The sequence below is a fragment of the Arthrobacter humicola genome, assembly GCF_039531445.1.
Taxonomy (GTDB): Bacteria; Actinomycetota; Actinomycetes; order Actinomycetales; family Micrococcaceae; genus Arthrobacter; species Arthrobacter humicola.
The window spans coordinates 167,828-186,198 of sequence record NZ_BAAAQB010000006.1 but is presented as its reverse complement, the minus strand read 5'-3'; the positions used below and the strand labels follow the sequence as shown (position 1 = coordinate 186,198).

The 18,371-nt window shown below is 68.3% G+C and carries 16 protein-coding genes; 8 read left to right on the top strand and 8 right to left on the bottom strand.

Annotated elements, in window-relative coordinates; translation table 11 throughout:
- Positions 1–28: 28 nt before the first annotated feature.
- From ABD243_RS01775 to ABD243_RS01750, 6 genes are all read left to right on the top strand, one after another.
- The gene (locus ABD243_RS01775; protein WP_344361371.1) at positions 29–1,495 is read left to right on the top strand and encodes a GntP family transporter; all 1,467 of its coding nucleotides are present in this window, start codon (positions 29–31) and stop codon (positions 1,493–1,495) included.
- Positions 1,495–2,379, top strand: coding sequence for a class II fructose-bisphosphate aldolase (locus ABD243_RS01770; protein WP_344361369.1), 885 nt, complete (start codon positions 1,495–1,497; stop codon positions 2,377–2,379). Before ABD243_RS01775 ends, ABD243_RS01770 begins: the two co-directional genes overlap by 1 nt.
- A 171-nt stretch (positions 2,380–2,550) precedes the next feature.
- Positions 2,551–3,891: an acyltransferase family protein gene (locus ABD243_RS01765; RefSeq protein WP_344361367.1), complete on the top strand. Its 1,341-nt coding sequence runs from the start codon at positions 2,551–2,553 to the stop codon at positions 3,889–3,891.
- The gene (locus ABD243_RS01760) at positions 3,888–4,232 is read left to right on the top strand and encodes a GNAT family N-acetyltransferase (RefSeq protein ID WP_091250164.1); all 345 of its coding nucleotides are present in this window, start codon (positions 3,888–3,890) and stop codon (positions 4,230–4,232) included. Before ABD243_RS01765 ends, ABD243_RS01760 begins: the two co-directional genes overlap by 4 nt.
- A 144-nt stretch (positions 4,233–4,376) precedes the next feature.
- Positions 4,377–5,138, top strand: a complete 762-nt coding sequence (locus ABD243_RS01755) for a hypothetical protein (RefSeq protein WP_344361364.1) — start codon at positions 4,377–4,379, stop codon at positions 5,136–5,138.
- 25 nt (positions 5,139–5,163) lie between these two features.
- Positions 5,164–5,946 (top strand): SDR family NAD(P)-dependent oxidoreductase, encoded by a 783-nt coding sequence (locus ABD243_RS01750; protein ID WP_344361362.1) that lies wholly within the window; start codon positions 5,164–5,166, stop codon positions 5,944–5,946.
- Here the strand turns inward: ABD243_RS01750 and ABD243_RS01745 are convergent.
- Positions 5,871–7,028 (bottom strand): FUSC family protein, encoded by a 1,158-nt coding sequence (locus tag ABD243_RS01745; protein WP_344361358.1) that lies wholly within the window; start codon positions 7,026–7,028, stop codon positions 5,871–5,873. The two genes, ABD243_RS01750 and ABD243_RS01745, sit on opposite strands and share 76 nt — an antisense overlap.
- Before the next feature lie 191 nt (positions 7,029–7,219).
- Positions 7,220–8,824: an MFS transporter gene (locus tag ABD243_RS01740; protein WP_344361356.1), complete on the bottom strand. Its 1,605-nt coding sequence runs from the start codon at positions 8,822–8,824 to the stop codon at positions 7,220–7,222.
- 370 nt (positions 8,825–9,194) lie between these two features.
- Between ABD243_RS01740 and ABD243_RS01735 the strand changes: the two genes are divergently transcribed.
- Complete coding sequence (locus ABD243_RS01735; protein WP_091250178.1) at positions 9,195–9,452, top strand: hypothetical protein; 258 nt, start codon at positions 9,195–9,197, stop codon at positions 9,450–9,452.
- Here the strand turns inward: ABD243_RS01735 and ABD243_RS01730 are convergent.
- Complete coding sequence (locus ABD243_RS01730; RefSeq protein ID WP_425547111.1) at positions 9,449–11,944, bottom strand: ATP-dependent DNA ligase; 2,496 nt, start codon at positions 11,942–11,944, stop codon at positions 9,449–9,451. The genes ABD243_RS01735 and ABD243_RS01730 overlap by 4 nt on opposite strands.
- A gap of 181 nt (positions 11,945–12,125) precedes the next feature.
- Here ABD243_RS01730 and ku point away from each other — a divergent pair, with 181 nt between their 5' ends.
- On the top strand, positions 12,126–13,157 hold the full coding sequence (gene ku, locus ABD243_RS01725; protein ID WP_344361351.1) for a non-homologous end joining protein Ku: 1,032 nt from the start codon (positions 12,126–12,128) through the stop codon (positions 13,155–13,157).
- A 32-nt stretch (positions 13,158–13,189) separates the two neighbouring features.
- Here ku and ABD243_RS01720 read toward each other — a convergent pair whose 3' ends face one another.
- The 5 genes from ABD243_RS01720 to ABD243_RS01700 all read right to left on the bottom strand — a co-directional run bounded on the left by ABD243_RS01720 (position 13,190) and on the right by ABD243_RS01700 (position 18,112).
- Complete coding sequence (locus tag ABD243_RS01720) at positions 13,190–13,477, bottom strand: DUF7218 family protein (protein WP_344361349.1); 288 nt, start codon at positions 13,475–13,477, stop codon at positions 13,190–13,192.
- A 377-nt stretch (positions 13,478–13,854) separates the two neighbouring features.
- A complete protein-coding gene (locus tag ABD243_RS01715) occupies positions 13,855–14,136 on the bottom strand; it encodes an HPr family phosphocarrier protein (RefSeq protein ID WP_091250185.1) in 282 nt (93 codons plus the stop codon).
- Positions 14,137–14,208: 72 nt separating this feature from the next.
- On the bottom strand, positions 14,209–16,308 hold the full coding sequence (locus tag ABD243_RS01710; RefSeq protein ID WP_344361343.1) for a PTS fructose transporter subunit IIABC: 2,100 nt from the start codon (positions 16,306–16,308) through the stop codon (positions 14,209–14,211).
- A gap of 2 nt (positions 16,309–16,310) precedes the next feature.
- The gene (locus tag ABD243_RS01705) at positions 16,311–17,297 is read right to left on the bottom strand and encodes a 1-phosphofructokinase family hexose kinase (RefSeq protein ID WP_344361341.1); all 987 of its coding nucleotides are present in this window, start codon (positions 17,295–17,297) and stop codon (positions 16,311–16,313) included.
- Positions 17,294–18,112 (bottom strand): DeoR/GlpR family DNA-binding transcription regulator, encoded by an 819-nt coding sequence (locus ABD243_RS01700; protein ID WP_091250192.1) that lies wholly within the window; start codon positions 18,110–18,112, stop codon positions 17,294–17,296. Before ABD243_RS01700 ends, ABD243_RS01705 begins: the two co-directional genes overlap by 4 nt.
- Positions 18,113–18,371 lie beyond the last annotated feature (259 nt).

Genomic DNA, 18,371 nt, shown 5'->3' with positions numbered 1-18,371 from the left:
ACCTTCCTGTCAAAGGAGACACTCCCTCATGACCCCCCTGCTCAATTTCCTGATGGTGCGCGCCGCCGACGCGCCCGTCATCAAGCCGGCCGTGCAGCTGGGAACTCCGCTGCTGCTGACCATCGCGGCTGCCGGCGTCGCCCTGCTGCTGATCATGATCATCCGCTTCAAGATCCAGGCCTTCGTGGCCCTGCTGACCGTCAGCATCCTGGTGGCCGTCGCCGCGCAGATCCCGCTCAAAGACGTCTTCACCGTGGTGGCCAACGGCGTGGGAAGCACCATGGGCAAGGTCGCGCTCCTCATCGCCCTGGGCGCCATCCTGGGGCGCATGATCGAAATCTCCGGCGGCGTGCAGTCCCTCGCCGACCACTTCACCGCCAAGCTCGGCGCCAGGCGCGTGGCCGTGGCCCTCACCGCCGTGGGCTTCCTCGTCGCGATTCCGGTGTTCTTCGAAGTCGGCATCATCGTGCTGGTGCCGATCGTCTACGCGTTCGCCAAGATCGCCAACGTCCACCCGGTCAAGTTCGGCCTGCCCATGGCCGGCATCATGCTGGCCATCCACGTGGCCGTGCCGCCGCACCCGGGCATTGTGGCCGGTGCCGGCGTGCTCGGCGCCGACATCGGACTGATCGCCCTGATCTCGCTGACGATCTGTGTCCCGCTGGGCTTCCTGTCCTACTGGGTTGCGTCCATCATGAACCGCAAGAACTACGATCTGCTGCCCACCGTCAAAGCCCAGGTGGACGAGTTCGGCTCCGATTCCCTGGTCCGCGTCGGCCACGAGGGCCCGGGCAGCAAAGCCATGGCCGCGCCCCGCCCCGGACTGATCATCTTCCTCATCGCCACCCCTATCGTGCTGATCCTCCTCGGCACCGTCGGCACCCTCGTGATCGACAAGAACAACTTCTGGTACGGCGTCTCTGCCTTCGTCGGCAACCCCGTCTTCGCCCTCCTCGTCGCTGTGGCGCTCTGCTTCTTCCTCCTGGCCGTCCGCCGCCGGTGGTCGCTGACAGAAACCGGAGAAATCTTCGAAGGCGCCCTGCCCCCGATCGCCTCCATCCTCATGGTGGTCGCCGCCGGCGGCGTCTTCGGCAGCGTCCTGCAGGTCAGCGGCATCGGGGCGGCGCTCTCCGAGTCCCTCGACACCCTCGGGGTTCCGCTGCTGCTGCTCGGCTTCATCATCTCGCTTGCCCTCCGCGCCGCCCAGGGCTCGGCCACGGTCGCGATCGTCACGACGGCCGGCCTGCTCTCCTCGGCCGTCGCCGCCGGCGGCTACACCCCGGCCCAGATTGCCGTGATCGTGATCGCCATCGGCTTCGGCGCCCTCGGTCTGTCCCATGTGACCGACGCCGGCTTCTGGGTGGTTGTGCGGTACTACGGCCTGACCGTCGCCGACGGCCTCAGGACCTGGACCGTGCTCACCACCGTGCTGGGACTGGCAGGGTTCGCCCTGACGTTCGTGGCCTGGATGCTGGTGGGAGGCCTGAGCGCCTGATGCGTACCCGACTCGACGCCCTGGTCAGTGCCGCCCTGCAGCAGGGCTCGGCCGTGCCGGCGTTCACCTGCTACGACTTCACCACCGCGCTCGCCGTTGTGGCGGCGGCCGAAGAGGCCGGCCGGGGCGCCATCCTGCTTGTCGCGCCGAAGACCGCGGCCACGCCCAACGGGCTGCGGCTGATCGCCGCCCTCCGCGGGCTCGCCGACGCGGCCGGAGTACCGGTTGCGGTGCAGCTGGACCACGCCACCGATCCCCAGGTGATCGCCGAAGCCGTCACCGCGGGCGCCGACTCGGTGCTGGTCGACGGATCCTCGCTGCCTTACGAGGAGAACATCGCCCTGGTCCGCGGCGTCCGAGCGGACCTCGCCGCGCAGGGCAATGCCGACGTCGTGATTGAAGCAGAACTCGGCGGACTGGCCGGGGACGAGGACCGGGCCTTCGGTACCGGCGCCGCAGACGGCGCAGGCAGCGCCTCAGGGGAGGACCCCTCCGGCCTCACCGACTCCGCCCAGGTGGAGGACTTCGTGGCCCGCACGGGGGCGCAGCTGCTCGCCGTGGCCGTGGGCAACGTCCACGGAAAGTACAAGGGGGAACCCCGGCTGCGCTGGGACGTGCTGCAGGACATCGCCGTGCGGACCCGGATCCCGCTGGTCCTGCATGGCGCCTCGGGCATCCCGGCGGCGGAACTGGTCAAGGCCGCGGCCATGAACGTGGGCAAGGTCAACTTCAACACCGAACTGCGCACCGGCGTCCTGGCCGTCCTCGAGGAACAGACCGCCGCCCACCGGGCCGACGGCGAGAACCTCCAGGCATTGCTGGGCCTGTGGGATGCCTCCGCCCGGGGTTTCGCGGCCACCGCCCTCGCGACGCTCTCGCGCTGAGCCCGCCGGCAGCGCGCCACGGCGTGCGCGACGCCACTGCCCGTCGTCGTCCCGGCCCCCGGGTCCGCACCGCCTGATCGCCGGTGCGGAACCGGGCCGTAGGACCCCTCGCCGATAGGCCTCCCAAGGCCGACAATGGAGGCAACACAGCAGGCCTTCCCAGGGGGCGCCATGGTTCCACAGCAGCGGGCAACCCGCGGCCCGGCCCCGATGCCGGTCCGCGACCCGGTGATTGACCTTGCCAGGTTCTTCTGCCTGACACTTGTGGTGGTCGGACACACCATGATGGTGAGTCCCGTCCTGCACGCTGACGGCACTGTGACCAGCGAAAACACCCTGGGCAATGAGCACTGGTTCGAACCCGTCGTGTGGGTCCTTCAGATCATGCCGCTGTTCTTTGTGGCCGGCGGAATCACCGGGCTGCAGTCCTGGCGGCGGCTGCGGGCCAGGGGCGGCAGCGCCTTCGATTTCATGCAGATGCGGCTGCTGCGGCTGATCCGTCCTGCTGCCGTACTGCTGGCCGTTATGTTCACCGGCCTGTCGCTGGCCCTGCTTTCGGGGGTTGACCCTCAGGTGATCCAGTTACTCACCAGCGGGGCGGGAATGCCGTTGTGGTTCCTCGCCGCGTACCTCGCCGCGCAACTCAACCTTCCCTGGCTGGCGGGCCTGCATGCGCGCGCGCCCTGGCTAACCCTCGCCGGGCTGATCTCCCTGGTGGTGACGGTCGACTGCCTGCGGGGGGTGCTGCCGCAACTTGCCTACCTCAATATGGTGTTCGTGTGGTGCGCTGTCCAGCAGCTCGGATTCATCGTGGCCGACACTCGAGGGCCGAAGCCGGGCGGGCTGGCATTGTTTGGCCTCATGGTCGCCTGCAACCTGCTGCTGGGACTTCTCGTGCTGCTGGGGCTGTACTCCGGGAACATGCTGGTGAACCTCAACCCGCCCAATCTGACGCTGGTGCTCCTGGGGATCTCGCAAGCCGCCGCACTCCAGCTCTTCCGGCCGGTGCTGTCCCGAATCGCGTCCCTGGCCTGGGTGGGCCGGCTGGTGGGCGTGGCCGGCAGCCGATCCATGACGGTCTACCTGTGGCACCTGCCCCTGCTGGGGGCGATGTCCGGGGTGTTGCTGCTGACAGATTTTCCCCAGCCGGCCGGCGGATCCGCGGCATGGTGGTGGGGGCGTCCGCTGGTGCTGATGACCGTCATCGCGCTGTTGCTGCCGGTTGTGGCGCTGTTCGGCCGGCTGGAGAATCGGCCGACGTCGTCCGGCCCGTCACCGAGCCGCCCGGCGGCGGCTGTGCTGCTGGCCGCCGTCGCCGTTTTTGTTCCGGCGGTCCAAGCGGCGCTCAACGGGCTCACGCTGGGGCTCCTGGGCGGCGGCGCCGGGTGCTTCGCGCTCGCGGTCGTGCTGCTGGGACGGATTCCGGCCCGGCTCATGTCGCCGGCCGAACGGTCCGGCGGACCAGAACCGCCATTGCCACACCCGCCATTAAGTGCCAATGTCGAACCATGACGGAGAACTCGGCAGCCACGGAAGACCCCTTCAGCCCGGACGTTGCCACCACCCGCAACGACGAGCTGCACCGCTACGAGCTCCACGTCGGCGGCAAGCTCGCCGTCCAGGTGCGGTTCATCGACCGGCCGGGTCACATCGACTTCATCCACACGGACACGTCACCGCAGTTCCAGGGCCAGGGGCTCGCGAAAGTGCTGGCGCATTTCGCCCTCGACGACGTGGTGGCCTCCGGCAAGCGGATCATCCCCAATTGCCCGTTCATGTACCGTTATCTGCGCAGGCATGAGACGTACCACCAGTACGTGGACTGGCCGGAACGGGCACCCGAGGGAGCCTAGCCCCTCGGGCAGGGCGCGGCCCAGCGGGCAGGGGCCCGGAACTGCCATGGGCGCCGGGCCCGGCTTGTGAGCCGGACAACAACCTCGTAAGGTTTGAGCAGAGTTATGCAGTTGGCTCTTGGACAGGTCCCTTTGGAGAACCCCATGAACCATAAACTGCGTGTGCTTGTCCGTGTGGACGTCGATCCCGCACATGTCACCCTCGAAGTCACCGGCTGCGTTACCCAGTCTGATTCCGCTGCGCTCCTGCATATCGTGCGCCGCGCGTGCCGGCTCGGAGCGGGAGCCGAGGTGGTGATCAACCTCCACGGCGCCTCCCACCTGGATCCGGAAGTGCTGCTTGACCTTCGGCGGCTCGCGGACAGCGGACCCTTGCCGGCCCCTGACGCCGGGGACTCGGCCGTGCCCGTGCTGGTCCGACTCACCCTCGACGAGCCGGCCGTTCTGCCCATCTGCCTCCTGCACGTGGGACCCGACGCCGAAGTCCTCGCCGGACTCGAGACCGATTTCCGAGCGGGCCCTGTCACCGTCTCGGCCGGCACCAGCGAACCGGCCGGACTGCTCGACGTCGGGTTCGGTTCCGGACCCGATTCCGGGACGGGGGATGCCAACAGCCCGCTGGCCGCGGAAACCGGCGGAGTCAACGACTTCGGCACCATCAACGGGCTGGCGCTCTCGGAATACTTCGAAGGCACGCTCGATCCAGCCGCCACCGTCCGCGCCTTGTCCGACACCGCGCTGTGCCGCCTCGCGGACGCCCTCTACCGCCACCTCGACACCAGCAGCCCGTCATTTGGCGCGCATACCTGGTACGAGCTCGCCGCCGAAGAGCTCCAGAACCGCCACCTGACGGAGGGGGACGGCCCCGAGGAGGAAGAACTGGCGTCGGACACGGCCCTGGCCTGAGCCTGCACGAGGCTAGGCTGTCGCTATGAACCCACACACAGCGTCCACACCGGGCAGCACCGCTCTCATCACGGGCGCAACAGCGGGCCTCGGCGCCGAGTTCGCCCGCCAGCTTGCAGAGCAGGGCCACCGCGTCGTGCTCGTGGCCCGCGACGCCGGCCGCCTCGCGGCCACTGCCGCGGAGCTGGAGAACCGGTACGGTTCCGCGGCGGAGACGATCGCCGCGGACCTGACGGACGACGCCGGGATCGCCGCCGTCGTCGCGCGCCTCGCCGATCCCGCCCGGCCCGTGGAAATCCTGGTCAACAACGCGGGAATCGGGTTGCTGCGGTCCTTCGAGGACAACGACATTGCCGAGGAGAAGCGGCACCTGAAACTTCATGTTGAAACCGCCATGGAGCTGACCCATGCCGCCCTGCAGGGCATGCTCGCCCGGCAGTCCGGCAGGATCATCAACGTCGCCAGCGTGGCGGCCTTCCTGCCCCGCGGCACATACTCGGCGGCGAAGGCGTGGCTGCTGAGTTTCTCGCGCTGGGCCAATATGGCCTACGCGGCGCGCGGGGTGCAGGTCACTGCCGTGTGCCCCGGCTTCACCCACACGGAGTTCCACGACCGGATGGGGATGGACAAGACCGTGGCGCCGCGCTGGATGTGGCTCGAGGCCCGCCAGGTGGTCAGCGAGGCCCTGGCCGATAACGCCAAGGGCAAGGCCGTCTCGATTCCCAGCAGGCGCTACAAGGTCCTGACATCGGTTTCGCGGGTGCTCCCGTCGCGGCTCGTCGCCGGACCGCCGCGCCGCGCGAAGTAAGAGCGGCGGGTTCCTCCGGGGCCGGCCGCGCGACCGTGCCGGATAAGTCTGGGCCGGATCAGTACGACGACGAGGATCCCTACGGCAGCGCCCACCAGCGTCTCGACGGCCCGTTCGGACACCAGGACCTGCGGGTCGGCCGGCGCCGCAAGCTGTCCGATGAGCAGGATCACCGGGGTGAAGGAGATCATGGCGAGGCCGTAGTGCCGGGTCATGAACAGCTCCGTGCTGAACTGCAGGACGATCACGAGGCAGGCCATGACGGCAGCTGCGTGGCCGGGGAAGGCCTGCAGCGGTGATCCCGGCCAGGGGAACAAGACGGCTGCCACCACCACGAGGCCCAGGAGTGTGCCGACGATCCTGTGGATGCCGCGGTACACGCTGCTGGGCAGATCCGCCCCGGCAAGCGGCACCGCGGCGGCGGCCATGGCCCAGTGCGGGTGGCCGCTGCCGCTGAGGACACCGATGGCCCCGGCTGCGCCGACGGCGCTGACGTAGCGGGCGGCGTGAAGCCACGCGGCCCGGCGGCGTTCCCCGCGCAGTACCGTGACATCCCGCCGCCGGCCGCGCTGCCAGGTCCGGCCCCGGAACCAGCCGACAAAGCCGACGGCGATCGAGAACGCGGCCGACCCGGCGGCGATGAGGACGGCGGCATGCCAGGGGACGGTGGCGGGAACGGACGCGCACGCCCCCAGCGCCAGGATCCCGAAGAAGGGCCCGGCCGGTTTCAGGGTGGTCCTGTCCGCGAACAGCGACCCGGCGCCGGCGAACACGGCCTCCGTGATCACCAGCGCCCACGAGTGGATGTGATGGACCGAGAGAAGGACGCCCGTTCCTACGCCGGTGAGCAGCAGGACAGCCGCCTGGCCTTGGTGCCGCAACCGGAGCTGATGGGGCTCGGTGCGGCCGTACATACCGGTCAGTGCGCCGAAGACGGCGTAGGCGATCAGCTCCGGGCGCCCGCTTGCCAGCAGCGCGAGGGACGGCACGGCGACGCTGATCGCCACCCGCCACGCCGACACGTGGTCTTTGTTGGCCGGGGCCAGGCTGTGCAGCGAACGCACGTGGCGCTGCAGGGACATGAGACTGCCTCTCGGCTTTCTCCGGGGTTTCCCCGGGTTCTCCGGGGTTTCCCCGGGGGCTGGATCGGAGGGCGGACACGCCTAAGGCCTGTTCCGTATGGATCCCCAACGGGTAAGCATACGGAACAGGCCTCTAAGGGCGGGGCTGTTACGGAGTCCGGACTAATGCTGCCGGCCTGGGACGGGCCGGACTAGGCCCGGGCCGGGACTTTCCCGGCGTCGACGCGCCCTGCTGCCGAGTCTGCGGCCGGGGCCGGGACCATCGGCATGTCCATGTGCTCGAGGTCGATCAGCGGGTTTTCGTCCTGCGTCGCGACCAGTTCGCGGGCCTCGGCCTGGGTGTCCACGCTCGGCATGGAGCCCGGGAGCGGCATCTGGGCGGACTCCTTGAGGAAGTAGATCGCCACTGCGCCGATCGCCGAGGTGGCCATCAGGTAGTAGGCCGGCATCATGTCGTTGCCGGTTGCATTGATGAGGGCGGCCACGATGAACGGCGTGGTGCCGCCGAAGATGGCCACGGAGAAGTTGTACGCGATGCCCATGGCGCCGTAGCGGCTGGCCGTCGGGAACTGGGCCGGCAGGGCAGAGGCCAGGTTGGCCACGTAGAACGTCACCGGGAAGGCAATCAGGGAGAGGCCGGCCAGGGTGGACCAGATTTCGCCGATGCCGATGAGCAGGAACGCCGGGGTAGCCAGGACAACCGTGCTGATGGCACCGATCCACAGCACGGGGCGGCGGCCGATCCGGTCAGAGAGCTTGCCGGTCAGCGGGATGCACAGGCTCATGATGACCAGTACGGGGATGGTCAGCAGCGTGCCGTGCAGCTCGTCGTAGCCCTTGGACTCCGTGAGGTACGTCGGCATGTAGGAGGTTAGGGCGTAGCCGGCGGTGTTTGCCGCCGCGACCAGGATCATCGCCACGATCAGGGAGCGCCAGTAGGCCTTCACGATGCCCACCGGGCCCTTGGATGCTGCCGTGTCCGAGGCGGTGGCGTCCTTGGCGAGGTTTTCCTGGGCATCCAGGGTGGCCTGGAACTGCGGCGATTCCTCGATCTTGCTCCGGAAGTACACGGCGATCAGGCCGAGCGGACCGGCAAGGAGGAACGGAATGCGCCAGCCCCACTGCTCCATGGTGTCCTGGCCGAGGGTCAGTTGCAGCACCGAAACGAGTGCCGCGCCAAGGGCGAAGCCGAGGTAGCTGCCCATGTCCAGGAAGCTGGCGAAGAATCCGCGCCGCTTGTCCGGGGCGTACTCGCTGACGAAGGTGGTGGCACCGGCGTATTCGCCGCCGGTGGAAAAGCCCTGGATGACCTTGAACAGGACCAGCAGGACCGCGGCCCAGATGCCGATCTGGGCATAGCCGGGCAGGAGCCCGACGGCGAAGGTGCTGGCGGCCATGATCATCAGGGTCGCGGCGAGCACCTTCTGGCGGCCTACCTTGTCGCCGAGCCAGCCGAACACGACGCCGCCGAGGGGGCGGGCGATGAAGGTGGCGGCAAAGGTTCCCAGCAGGAACAGGGTCTGGACGGACTTGTCCGCGTCCGGCAGGAACACCGGTCCCATGGTGGTGATCAGGTAGCCGAACACGCCGACGTCGTACCATTCCATGGTGTTACCCACGATGGTGCCGCCGAGCGCTTTCTTGAGCATCGGCTGGTCGACAACGTTGACGTCGGACTCACGGAGTCGACGGCGACGCAGCTTTGGTTTCTTCGCACCGTTGGGTGCCACTTGGTTGGTTCCGCTGGCGTTCAAAACGCCTGCTGAAGAGTCGGTCATGCTTCGGTCTGTGGGCATTTGGGCCACTCCTATGGAGGTCATTTGCTTGCGACTTGTAGCTGCCCCGCTCTGGGCAGGCTTTCAATTTTACGGGATTTCTCTGGAGTTTCCGAGTTCGGTGCCGTATCATCCGGCATTTGAGGTTCTATTTGGGGGCAATTGTCCATATTCTTTTGCCCTGTTTCACCGCGCGGTTACTGGGAACCGGCACTGCCCGCGGTGCCGCGGGCAAAATTTTCCTCACCACCCCCGCAAACGCTTGTTCTTGGGCCGGATTCAGGCCGAAGGAAAGTCCGCCGGCACCTGCTACAGACATCTCATCCCTGCAGTCCTACGATTGATGAACACTTCATTTCACAGCGGTTATTTACAGCGGAAAGGAAGATCGATGGCGGATCATCAGTTCGGAGAAGAAATCGAGCCCGAGGTTGCGAGCCATCTGGCGCAGTCGATGGATGAGGCTCCCGGACCGGAGGCCTTGCACCACGTTCCCCCGGCGGCCGCACAAGGACAGCAATGGCCGGACGGCAGCGGCAAACACCGTCATCCCAAGGACCGTGACACCACCCGCGGACGGCAAGGCCAGCAAGTGGCCGACGCGGCAATCCACCGGCAGAGCCGTCCGCAGATGCCCCACCACGACTAAGGTCCCGCGGCAGGACCGGCGACAGGTTCGACCACGACGTCGGCTGGCGTCTTATCCAGGCGCCAGCCGCGCCACACCGGGTGCCGCAGCTTCCCGCCCCCGGTCCAATCCCCGTAGCTGACCTCGCCGACGAGTTTTGCACTCACCCAATGCGCGTCTGCGGCATCGGCGTCCGGCACCTCCCGGAACGGGGATGTCTTCCGGGGCAGGGCGTCCAGTTGTTGCCGGAGTTCCTTCAGCTCGCGGGTGCTGAAGCCGCTGCCCACGCGCCCCACGTACCGGAGCTTCGAGCCATCCGGGATCCCCAGCAGCAGCGAGCCCACGGATTCCCGACGCTCGCCGTTTCCGGTCCGCCAGCCGCCCACCACCACTTCCTGGGTCCGCTCAAGCTTGAGCTTGAGCCAGGACCGGCTGCGCTGGCCGACATAGCGGCCGTCCGTGCGCTTGGCCATGACCCCCTCCAGTCCCAGCTCAGCGACGCTTTCCAGGATGTGCCTGACGCTGATTTTGTGCGCGTCGCCGGCGTCGATCACGCCGGAGAGCTCGATGTGGGCGCCGGAGGGGCGGATGAAGCGCTCGAGCCGGAGCCGGCGCTCGCTGAGCGGCAGGGGCCGCAGGTCCTCGCCGGCGTCGAAGAGGAGATCGAACAACATCAGCCGCACCGGAGTCGAGTCCTGCGCTTTGGCGACGTCGGCGGCCTTCGTCAGTTTCATGCGGCCCTGCAGCAGGCCGAAGTCCGGCCGGCCCGTGCGCCCGACGGCGATGATCTCGCCGTCCGCGACGAAGTCCTGTTCCGGCCAGAGGGACCGGTCCGTCAGTTCCGGGTAGCTCGCGGACATGTCGTTGCCGTTGCGGCTGACGAGCCTGACGGTCGTGGCATCGCCGATGACCAGGGCCCGGACGCCATCCCACTTGAGCTCAACCTGCCAGTCCTTGTCGGCGAGGTCGGCAGCGGTCCCCGCGCTGGCCAGCATGGGGCTGAAGCCGGAGACATCGGGTGCCGGTGAAGGGTCCGGGACGTGTGCCCGGCCTGGTGGCGGATCAAGTCCCGGGGCCGCCGGCTGCCCGGGGGAGCCGCCGGGCGCAGCCTCCTGCCCGCCGTCGGGCGCGGCGTCCTGTCCTGTCTCTTGGTCTGCGGGCGCTGCTGTCCGGTGTCCCTTGTGCGGCCCCGCCGGGTCCATCAGGTGGATGAGCCACTGGTCGTCGGCCTGGCCGGTGTGAATCAGGGCGAACCTGCGGGTGCCGCCGAGGCCGCCGCCTTCCGCGCCGGTCAGCGTGGCAATGACCTCCTTGCCGGCGATCCACTTTTCGCAGTCGTAGTAGCCGCGGTCCCAGACGCTGACCGTCCCGGCGCCGTACTGGCCTTTGGGAATGACACCCTCGAAGTCCGCGTAGTCCAGCGGATGGTCCTCGGTCTGGACCGCGAGGTGGTTGGTGGCCTTGCTGGTGGGGACGCCCTTGGGCAACGCCCAGGACACCAGCACGCCGTCGCGTTCAAGGCGGAAGTCGTAGTGCAGCCGGCTGGCGTGGTGCTCCTGGATGACAAACGACTCCCGCAGCGGACCGGCGCCAGCGACGGTGCCGGCGGCGCGGGCGTCCGCCGCGAAGGGTTCGGGGGTGGAGTTCGCGTCCCGCTTCGCGCGGTAGGACTCAAGCCGGGGATCGGCGGCGCTGCCGCCTGAGACCGCGGCGAACGGGTCCTTGCCGGACTGCACGCGCTTCATGACCTCGTGGTAGTCCAGCTGGCGCAAGGACGCGGAGCTGAGCTCCCGCCAGGTCCGCGGCGCCGCCACGGTGGGCCGCAGCCGCCCGCGCAGCGAATAGGGCGCGATCGTCGTCTTCGCCGCGCTGTTCTGGCTCCAGTCGACCAGGACCTTCCCGGTGCGCAGGGTCTTTTTCATGTCGCTGACCACCAGGTCCGGATGGTCCGCTTCCAGGGCGCGGGCCAGTTCATGGGCGAAGTCCGAGATCTGCTCAGAGCCCCGGGTTCCGTCGAGTGCGGCGTAGAGATGGATGCCCTTGCTTCCGCTGGTCACGGGGACGGGGTCCAGGCCGATGTCCTGCAGGATGGCGCGGGCCAGTTTGGCCACTTCCGCGCATTCGGCCAGCCCGGCCCCGTCGCCGGGGTCCAGGTCCAGCACCATCCGGTCCGGCGGCAGGGCTCGGCCGTGCGAATCCACCCGCCACTGGGGGACATGGATTTCGAGGGCGGCGATCTGGGCGAGCCAGGCGAGGGTGGCGGCATCGTTGACCAAGGGGTACTGGTTCGTGTGCTCTTTGTGCTTGATGGCCGCCCGGGAAATCCAGCCGGGTGCCGATTCGTCCAGATTTTTCTGGAAGAACACTTGCCCCGGCTCCTCGGCCGTTCCCACGCCGTGGACCCAGCGTTTCCGGGTGGCCGGCCGGTTCCGGACCGCCGGGATCAGCACCGGCGCGACGGCGGCGTAGTAGGCCAGAACGTCTGCCTTGGTGGTGCCGGTTTCCGGGTACATGACCTTGTCCAGATTGGTCAGGACGAGCTCGCGGCCCTCCACGAGGACCCGTTGCCGGCCGTTTGCCGGGGGCGTGTTTTCCCGCTGGGCATCCCGCCCGGCGGCCGGCTGCGCGGCCGGCTGCGTGGTTCGCTCAGCCAACAGTCTTCACCTCCGAACCGCTCTGGTGTTCACTAGTCCCATGAGAGCCATCTGGAAGGGCGCGATCGCATTCGGGCTGGTCAACGTCCCCGTCAAGGTCTACAGCGCCACTGAGGACCACGACATCAGCCTGCACCAAGTCCACAACGCCGACGGCGGACGGATCCGGTACCAGCGCCGCTGCGAGGTCTGCAGCAAGATCATCGACTACGAGGACATCGACAAGGCCTATGAAGACGACGGCCGCACAGTGATCCTGACCCGGGAGGAACTGAAGTCCATCCCCGCGGAGAACAGCCACGAGATCGACGTCGTGCAGTTCGTCCCGGCGGACCAGCTCGACCCCATCATGTTCGAGAAGAGCTACTACCTGGAACCGGACTCCAAGTCGCCCAAGGCCTATGTGCTGTTGCGCCGGGCCCTCGAGGACACCGACCGGGTGGCGATAGTCCAGTTTGCGCTGCGGGAAAAGACCAGGCTGGGCGCCCTGCGGATCCGCGGGGACATCCTGATGCTGCAGTCGCTGCTCTGGGCCGACGAAGTACGCGAGGCCAGCTTCCCGGCCCTCGAAACCTCGATCCGCATCTCCGCCCAGGAACGCGAAATGTCCGCCGCCCTGGTGGATTCGATGGCCGCGGACTTTGACCCCGAACAGTTCACGGACGACTACCAGCTCCAGCTCCGCCAGCTCATCGACGCGAAGCTGGAGAAGGGGGAGTCCCTGGACACCGAAGAAACGTTTGGCGCCGCCGCTGCCGAAACCGGCACCGGCGAAGTGATTGACCTGATGGAGGCCCTCAAACGGAGCCTGGAGAAGAAGCGCGGAGGTGGGCCGGCGGCCGCCGGGAGCGGGTCGAAGACCGCGGTCGAGGCGCCGGCCAAGGCACCGGCCGGGGCCGTCTCTAAGGCTGCGGCCCCCAAGGCCGCCGCCAAGAAGACCGGAGAAGGCGGCGCCACTGAAAGCAGCGCCGGCGAAAGCCGGGCCGCCACTGCGAAGGGCACGGCGCCTAAGGCGGCTCCCAAAGCGACGCCATCCAAGACCACGGCGGCAAGGGCGCGCAAGGGTGCCTGAGGCCGTGGACAGGGATGCCGCGGCCATCAGACTCAGGAGTTCCGCAGGGCGGAGATGAGCTCGCTCTTCTTCTTGGCCGAGTAGCCCTTGAGGCCGATCTCCTTGGCCCGTTCCTTGAGCTGCGGGACCGTCCAGTCCTCGTAGTCCCCGGCCTTGCCGCCCTTGCGGCCCACCGCGGACCGGCCGCGCTTCGCCGCCGCATTGGAGATCCGGGCAGCCTTCTGTTTTGACGCGCCGTCCTCGACCAGCTTCTCGTAGAGCTCGGGGTCCTTGATGCTTGGGCTCTCTGCGCCGCGGGGTCCGCCCCTCTTCGTCGGCATGGCTACCCCCCCCGGGTCTCGTCAGCGGCCGGTCCGGCGGCGATCTCCATGAACGGCTGCTGCCGGCGTCGGGTGGCCGGCACGGCAACGTCCGCCCCGATGCTCTTTTGCACGCGTGTCACGCGATCATCTCCTTCGGCTGGGAACCATTCCGCGACGGCCCGCGGACGCTGCCGCCGCGGATTCCAAACTAGCCGCGCCGCAAGGCGGTGACAAGCACTTACTAAGCCCACTGACAACGATCGCGGATAGCGCACAGGGCCCCGGCGATGCCCGGGAACACGAAGGCCCGGCGCGCCCCCTCGTCGGGGGCGGCCGGGCCTTCTGATGCTGCTTGTTACTGCCGGGTGTCCGGGCGCAGGCGCCGGACGGTGCGGCTATTCGGCGTCGTGATCCGTCTCAAGGATCTGCACGAGGCGATCCAGGGCGGCGTCGGCGCCTTCGCCCTCGGCACGCAACACCACAACCTCGCCGTGCGAAGCGCCCAGGCTCATCAGCGACAGGATGCTGGCGGCGTCCATGGCCTCGTCCTCCGGCTCGCCCAAGCGGGCGATCGTGATCTCGAGGTGGTCGAACTCGCCCGCAGCCTCGGCGAAGATGGCGGCCGGGCGGGCGTGCAGCCCGACGCGGCTGGCAATGGTGGCGTTACGTTCGGTCATTTCTGCTCCTTGAAGTCAGCTTGGGTGTTTATCAGCTGTGAATATCTGCTTGGAAAGTCGCCCTGGACTGGCTTAGGCGGCTACGGGAACCGTTTCCACCGTATCAACCGGCTTCTTGACTGCCCAGCGCTTGAGCCCGATCACGGCGAAGGCACTCACGACCGTACCGGCCGCGATCGCGACGACGAACATCAGGAAGGGATCGATCGCGAAGAAGACGAAGATTCCGCCGTGCGGGGCCTTCGATCCCACCCCTGCTGCCATCGAGATGGCACCGGTCACGGCACCGCCCAGCATGCTGGCGGGGATGACGCGGAGCGGGTCGGCGGCGGCGAAGGGGATGGCGCCTTCGGAGATGAACGAGGCTCCCAGCAGCCAGGCGGCCTTGCCGTTTTCCTGTTCCGCCAGGCTGAAGAGTCGCTTGTTCAGCACGGTCGAGGCCAGCGCCATGGCCAGCGGCGGGACCATGCCGGAGGCCATGACGGCCGCCATGATCTGCCACGGTGCCTGGTTGGTGATGGACGCGGCTCCCAGGCCGGCGACGGCGAAGGAGTAAGCCACCTTGTTGACCGGACCGCCGAGGTCGAAGCACATCATCAGACCCAGGACAATGCCCAGGGCGATGGCGCTGGCGCCGGTCAGGCCGGCCAGGAAGTTGTTGAGCCCGGTGGTGACGGCGGCGACGTACCTGCCGAGGAAAATGAACAGAATGCCCGATGAAACGAGCGACGCCACGAGCGGGATGATAACCACCGGCATCAGGCCGCGCAGCCAGCGGGCCACGTTGAGCTTGCCGATCGAATGCGCCACGTAGCCGGCGAGCAGGCCGCCCACAATGCCGCCGAGGAAGCCTGCGCCCATGAAGACGGCTACGGCGCCGGACACGAAGCCCGGGGCGATGCCGGGCCGGTCAGCGATGCCGTAAGCGATGTAGCCGGCCAGTGCGGGCACGAGGAAGCCTAGGGACAGGGCACCGATCTTGAAGAACACGGCACCCAGGTACGCGCCCATCGGGCCCCACGCCAGTTCCGGGTACACGGTGGGCAGATTGAAGAGGCTGTTCTCTGCCAGGATCTTGTCCGCGAAGCCGGTGATGGTGTAGCCGCCCAACAGGAAGCCGAGGGCGATCAGCAGACCGCCGCCTGCCACGAACGGGATCATGTAGCTGACACCTGTGAGCAGCGCCTTCTTCAGCTTCGTGCCGATGTGCTCGCCCTTTTCCTCGGCGTTGTGTTCGGCCTGGTCTTCAGCGAAGTGCGGGACGCGGCGGGCGTGCGGGTTGTCCGCGGCCGCCAGTGCTTCCGCAACCATCTTGTCCGGTTCGTCGATGCCGCGCTTGACCGGTGCGTTGATCACCGGCATGCCGGCGAAGCGCTCCTTGCCGCGCACGTCCACGTCCACCGCGAAGATCACGGCGTCGGCGGCGGCGATCACGGCGGGGTCAAGGGCCTTGGCGCCGGAGGCCCCCTGGGTTTCCACCTGCAGGTCCACGCCGACTTCCTTGGCTGCGGCGACCAGCGAGTCGGCGGCCATGTAGGTGTGGGCGATGCCGGTGGGGCAGGCCGTCACCGCGACAAGGCGCTTGGGTCCCTTGGCCTTCGCCGTGCCCGTGCCTTCCCCGGCAGTGCCAGCTGCGGCCCCGGTGGCTGCGTCAGCGCCAGTGCCAGCGCCAGCGCCTGCGGCGGCAGCGGCCGGCGCGGCAGCGGCGTGGGCGGAGGGCTTGTCCGCCAGTGCGGCTTCGACGAGCTCGACAATCTCTGCCGGGGAGGTCGCGGCGCGCAGGCTGGCCGTGAAGTCCTTCTTGATCAGGGACCGGGCCAGCTTCGACAGCAGCTTCAGGTGCTCCTGGTCCGCGCCCTCCGGAGCGGCAATGAAGAAGATCAGGTCCGCGGGCCCGTCCTTGGCACCGAAGTCGACCGGCTGGGACAGCCGCGCCATCGCCAGGGTGGGCTCGGTGACCGCCGTCGAGCGGCAGTGCGGGATGGCGATGCCGCCCGGGACACCCGTGGCGGTCTTGGACTCCCGGGCGAAGGCGTCGGCGAAGAGGCCTTCGACCTCGGTGGCGCGTCCGTTGGCCGCAACTCTGCCTGCCAGGTGCCGGATCACGTCCTCGGGCGAACTGCCCAGGTTCTGGTCGAGCTCGACCAGTTCGGTGGTAATGAGCTGAGTCACTGTCAATCCTTCCGGAGGGCCGTGATGGTTACGGCATCAGGGGTGGTTTGGTTGACTGCCGGGACAGTGGAGCCCGGCAGGGAAGCGGCGGCGGCACCATGGGCCACCGCCTGACGGAGGCAATCGACCGGGGCGGCGCCCTGGCTGGAGGCGAGCAGGTATCCGGCCAGCGACGAATCGCCGGCGCCGACAGTGCTGACCGCGGTGACCGGCGGATGCGTGGCCAGCCACGCGCCGTCGGCCGTTACAAGAACGGCACCCTTGGAGCCGAGGGTGGCCAGTACAGCACCCACTCCGGAGCGCACGACGGCGGCGGCTGCTGCTGCTGCAGCCTCCGGGTCCGCTTCGAGCTCCTCGGCGGATTTGTGCGTGGCGAAGCCGGCTGCCGCAGCCAGTTCCGCCAGTTCCTCGGCGTTGGGTTTCAAGAGGTCCGGCATTCCCGAGGCGTCGCCGGAGACCGCTGCGGCGAGAGGTTCGCCGGAGGAGTCGACGGCGACCCGGGGTGCGGCCTCGCCATCAAACAGGGAACGCAGCCGCCGGATGACGGTGGCGTAGAATTCGGCCGGAACTCCGGGTGGGAGCGAGCCGGCCAGGACAACCCAGGCGGCACCGCGGGCGTGGTCCAGCAACAGGCTGATCAGGGCCTCCTGCTGGTCCTCGCTGAGGACCGGTCCGGGTTCGTTGATCTTGGTGGTGACGCCGCCGGGCTCGGTGAGGGCCACGTTGCTGCGCAGCGGTTCGCCGATCGGGAGGGCAGCGAACGGCACCTCCGTATCCCGCAGCCCGGCGAGGACGGGATCGGCCTCGGCGCCGGGAAGGACGGCGATGGTCTTGAGCCCGGAGGCCACGAGGGCGCGGGAGACATTGACTCCCTTGCCGCCGGATTCCTGGCGGACGGAGACGGCCCGCTGTACTTCCCCGCGGAGGAGGGGGCCGGGCAGCGCCACGGTGCGGTCCAGGCTGGGGTTGGCGGTGAGGGTGACAATCACGCGACCACCACCTCCACTCCGGCTTCCGCAAGGGCGTCGGCGAGTTCCCGGCTAGGTTGCGTGTCTGTGATCACGGTGTCCAGATCTTTCAACGAGGCGAACTGGACCAGCGTCTCTGCATCCAGCTTGGAGGAATCAGCCAGCACCACAATGCGGCGCGCTGATTGGACGAAGGCCGCCTTGACGGCGGCTTCTTCAGGATCGGGTGTGCTCAGCCCGAAGGCTGCATGGATGCCGTTGGTGCCGATGAACGCGATGTCCGGCCGGATCCGGCGCGCGGCCTCCACCGTGGATTGGCCGACCGCGGCCTGGGTTAGTCCGCGGACCTTGCCGCCGAGCAGGTGCAGGGCGATGCCCGGTTCGCCGGACAGCCGGGAGGCGATGGGCAGGGAGTGGGTGATGACGACGAGTTCGGCCTCGGGTCCGGTCGCCGGGAGGCTGCCCGTTGCTGCGGCCCCGGCGGCCCGGGCGGCGAGGAGTTCGGCGAGGGCCTCCGTGGTGGAACCGGCGTCGATCAGGATGCTGCCGCTGAGGCTCTGGGGAATCAGGGCCAGGGCGGCCTCGGCAATGCGGGTCTTTTCGGGCTGCCGCTGGACGGTCCGCTCCAGGATGCTTTCTTCCGTGGTGCTGAAGCGGTCCGGGGAGACCGCGCCGCCGTGCACCCGGCGGACGCTGCCGGCAGCTTCCAGGGCGGCGAGGTCCCGGCGGATGGTCTCGGTGGTGATGCTGAAGCGCTCGGCCAGGTCCGTGACGCTGGCCCGGCCGCTGGCGTAGATGAGCCCCACGATCAGCTGCTGGCGTTCTTCGGCGAACACTTACCCTCCATTGCGTACTGCATCTGACTTGGTTCTTGTTCTGCGTTCCTGGGGCTTCAGTGACTCCCATCACATGAAGTGGAATTGTTTGACTTTATCTTTGTTCTTGTTGGTTTGTCAATGAAAAACAACATGAACGCAGAAGTGACGCGCGGCCCCCGCGGGACATGTCCAGTGCTCGCGCCGAGGGGTGGGCAGGATGGGACTATGTCCACTCTTCGCCCCGGGGGCTGGGCATGTGCTGCGCTCGGGCCGGGCT

Bases quoted from the DNA above. Each gene is read 5' to 3' on its own strand.
- ABD243_RS01750 (WP_344361362.1), top strand. From the start codon at position 5,164: ATGAACCCACACACAGCGTCCACACCGGGCAGCACCGCTCTCATCACG.
- ABD243_RS01765 (WP_344361367.1), top strand. From the start codon at position 2,551: ATGGTTCCACAGCAGCGGGCAACCCGCGGCCCGGCCCCGATGCCGGTC.
- ABD243_RS01775 (WP_344361371.1), top strand. From the start codon at position 29: ATGACCCCCCTGCTCAATTTCCTGATGGTGCGCGCCGCCGACGCGCCC.
- ABD243_RS01740 (WP_344361356.1), bottom strand. From the start codon at position 8,824: ATGCCCACAGACCGAAGCATGACCGACTCTTCAGCAGGCGTTTTGAAC.
- ABD243_RS01745 (WP_344361358.1), bottom strand. From the start codon at position 7,028: ATGTCCCTGCAGCGCCACGTGCGTTCGCTGCACAGCCTGGCCCCGGCC.
- ABD243_RS01760 (WP_091250164.1), top strand. From the start codon at position 3,888: ATGACGGAGAACTCGGCAGCCACGGAAGACCCCTTCAGCCCGGACGTT.
- ABD243_RS01770 (WP_344361369.1), top strand. From the start codon at position 1,495: ATGCGTACCCGACTCGACGCCCTGGTCAGTGCCGCCCTGCAGCAGGGC.
- ku (WP_344361351.1), top strand. From the start codon at position 12,126: ATGAGAGCCATCTGGAAGGGCGCGATCGCATTCGGGCTGGTCAACGTC.
- ABD243_RS01715 (WP_091250185.1), bottom strand. From the start codon at position 14,136: ATGACCGAACGTAACGCCACCATTGCCAGCCGCGTCGGGCTGCACGCC.
- ABD243_RS01720 (WP_344361349.1), bottom strand. From the start codon at position 13,477: ATGCCGACGAAGAGGGGCGGACCCCGCGGCGCAGAGAGCCCAAGCATC.
- ABD243_RS01755 (WP_344361364.1), top strand. From the start codon at position 4,377: ATGAACCATAAACTGCGTGTGCTTGTCCGTGTGGACGTCGATCCCGCA.
- ABD243_RS01735 (WP_091250178.1), top strand. From the start codon at position 9,195: ATGGCGGATCATCAGTTCGGAGAAGAAATCGAGCCCGAGGTTGCGAGC.
- ABD243_RS01730 (WP_425547111.1), bottom strand. From the start codon at position 11,944: ATGTACCCGGAAACCGGCACCACCAAGGCAGACGTTCTGGCCTACTAC.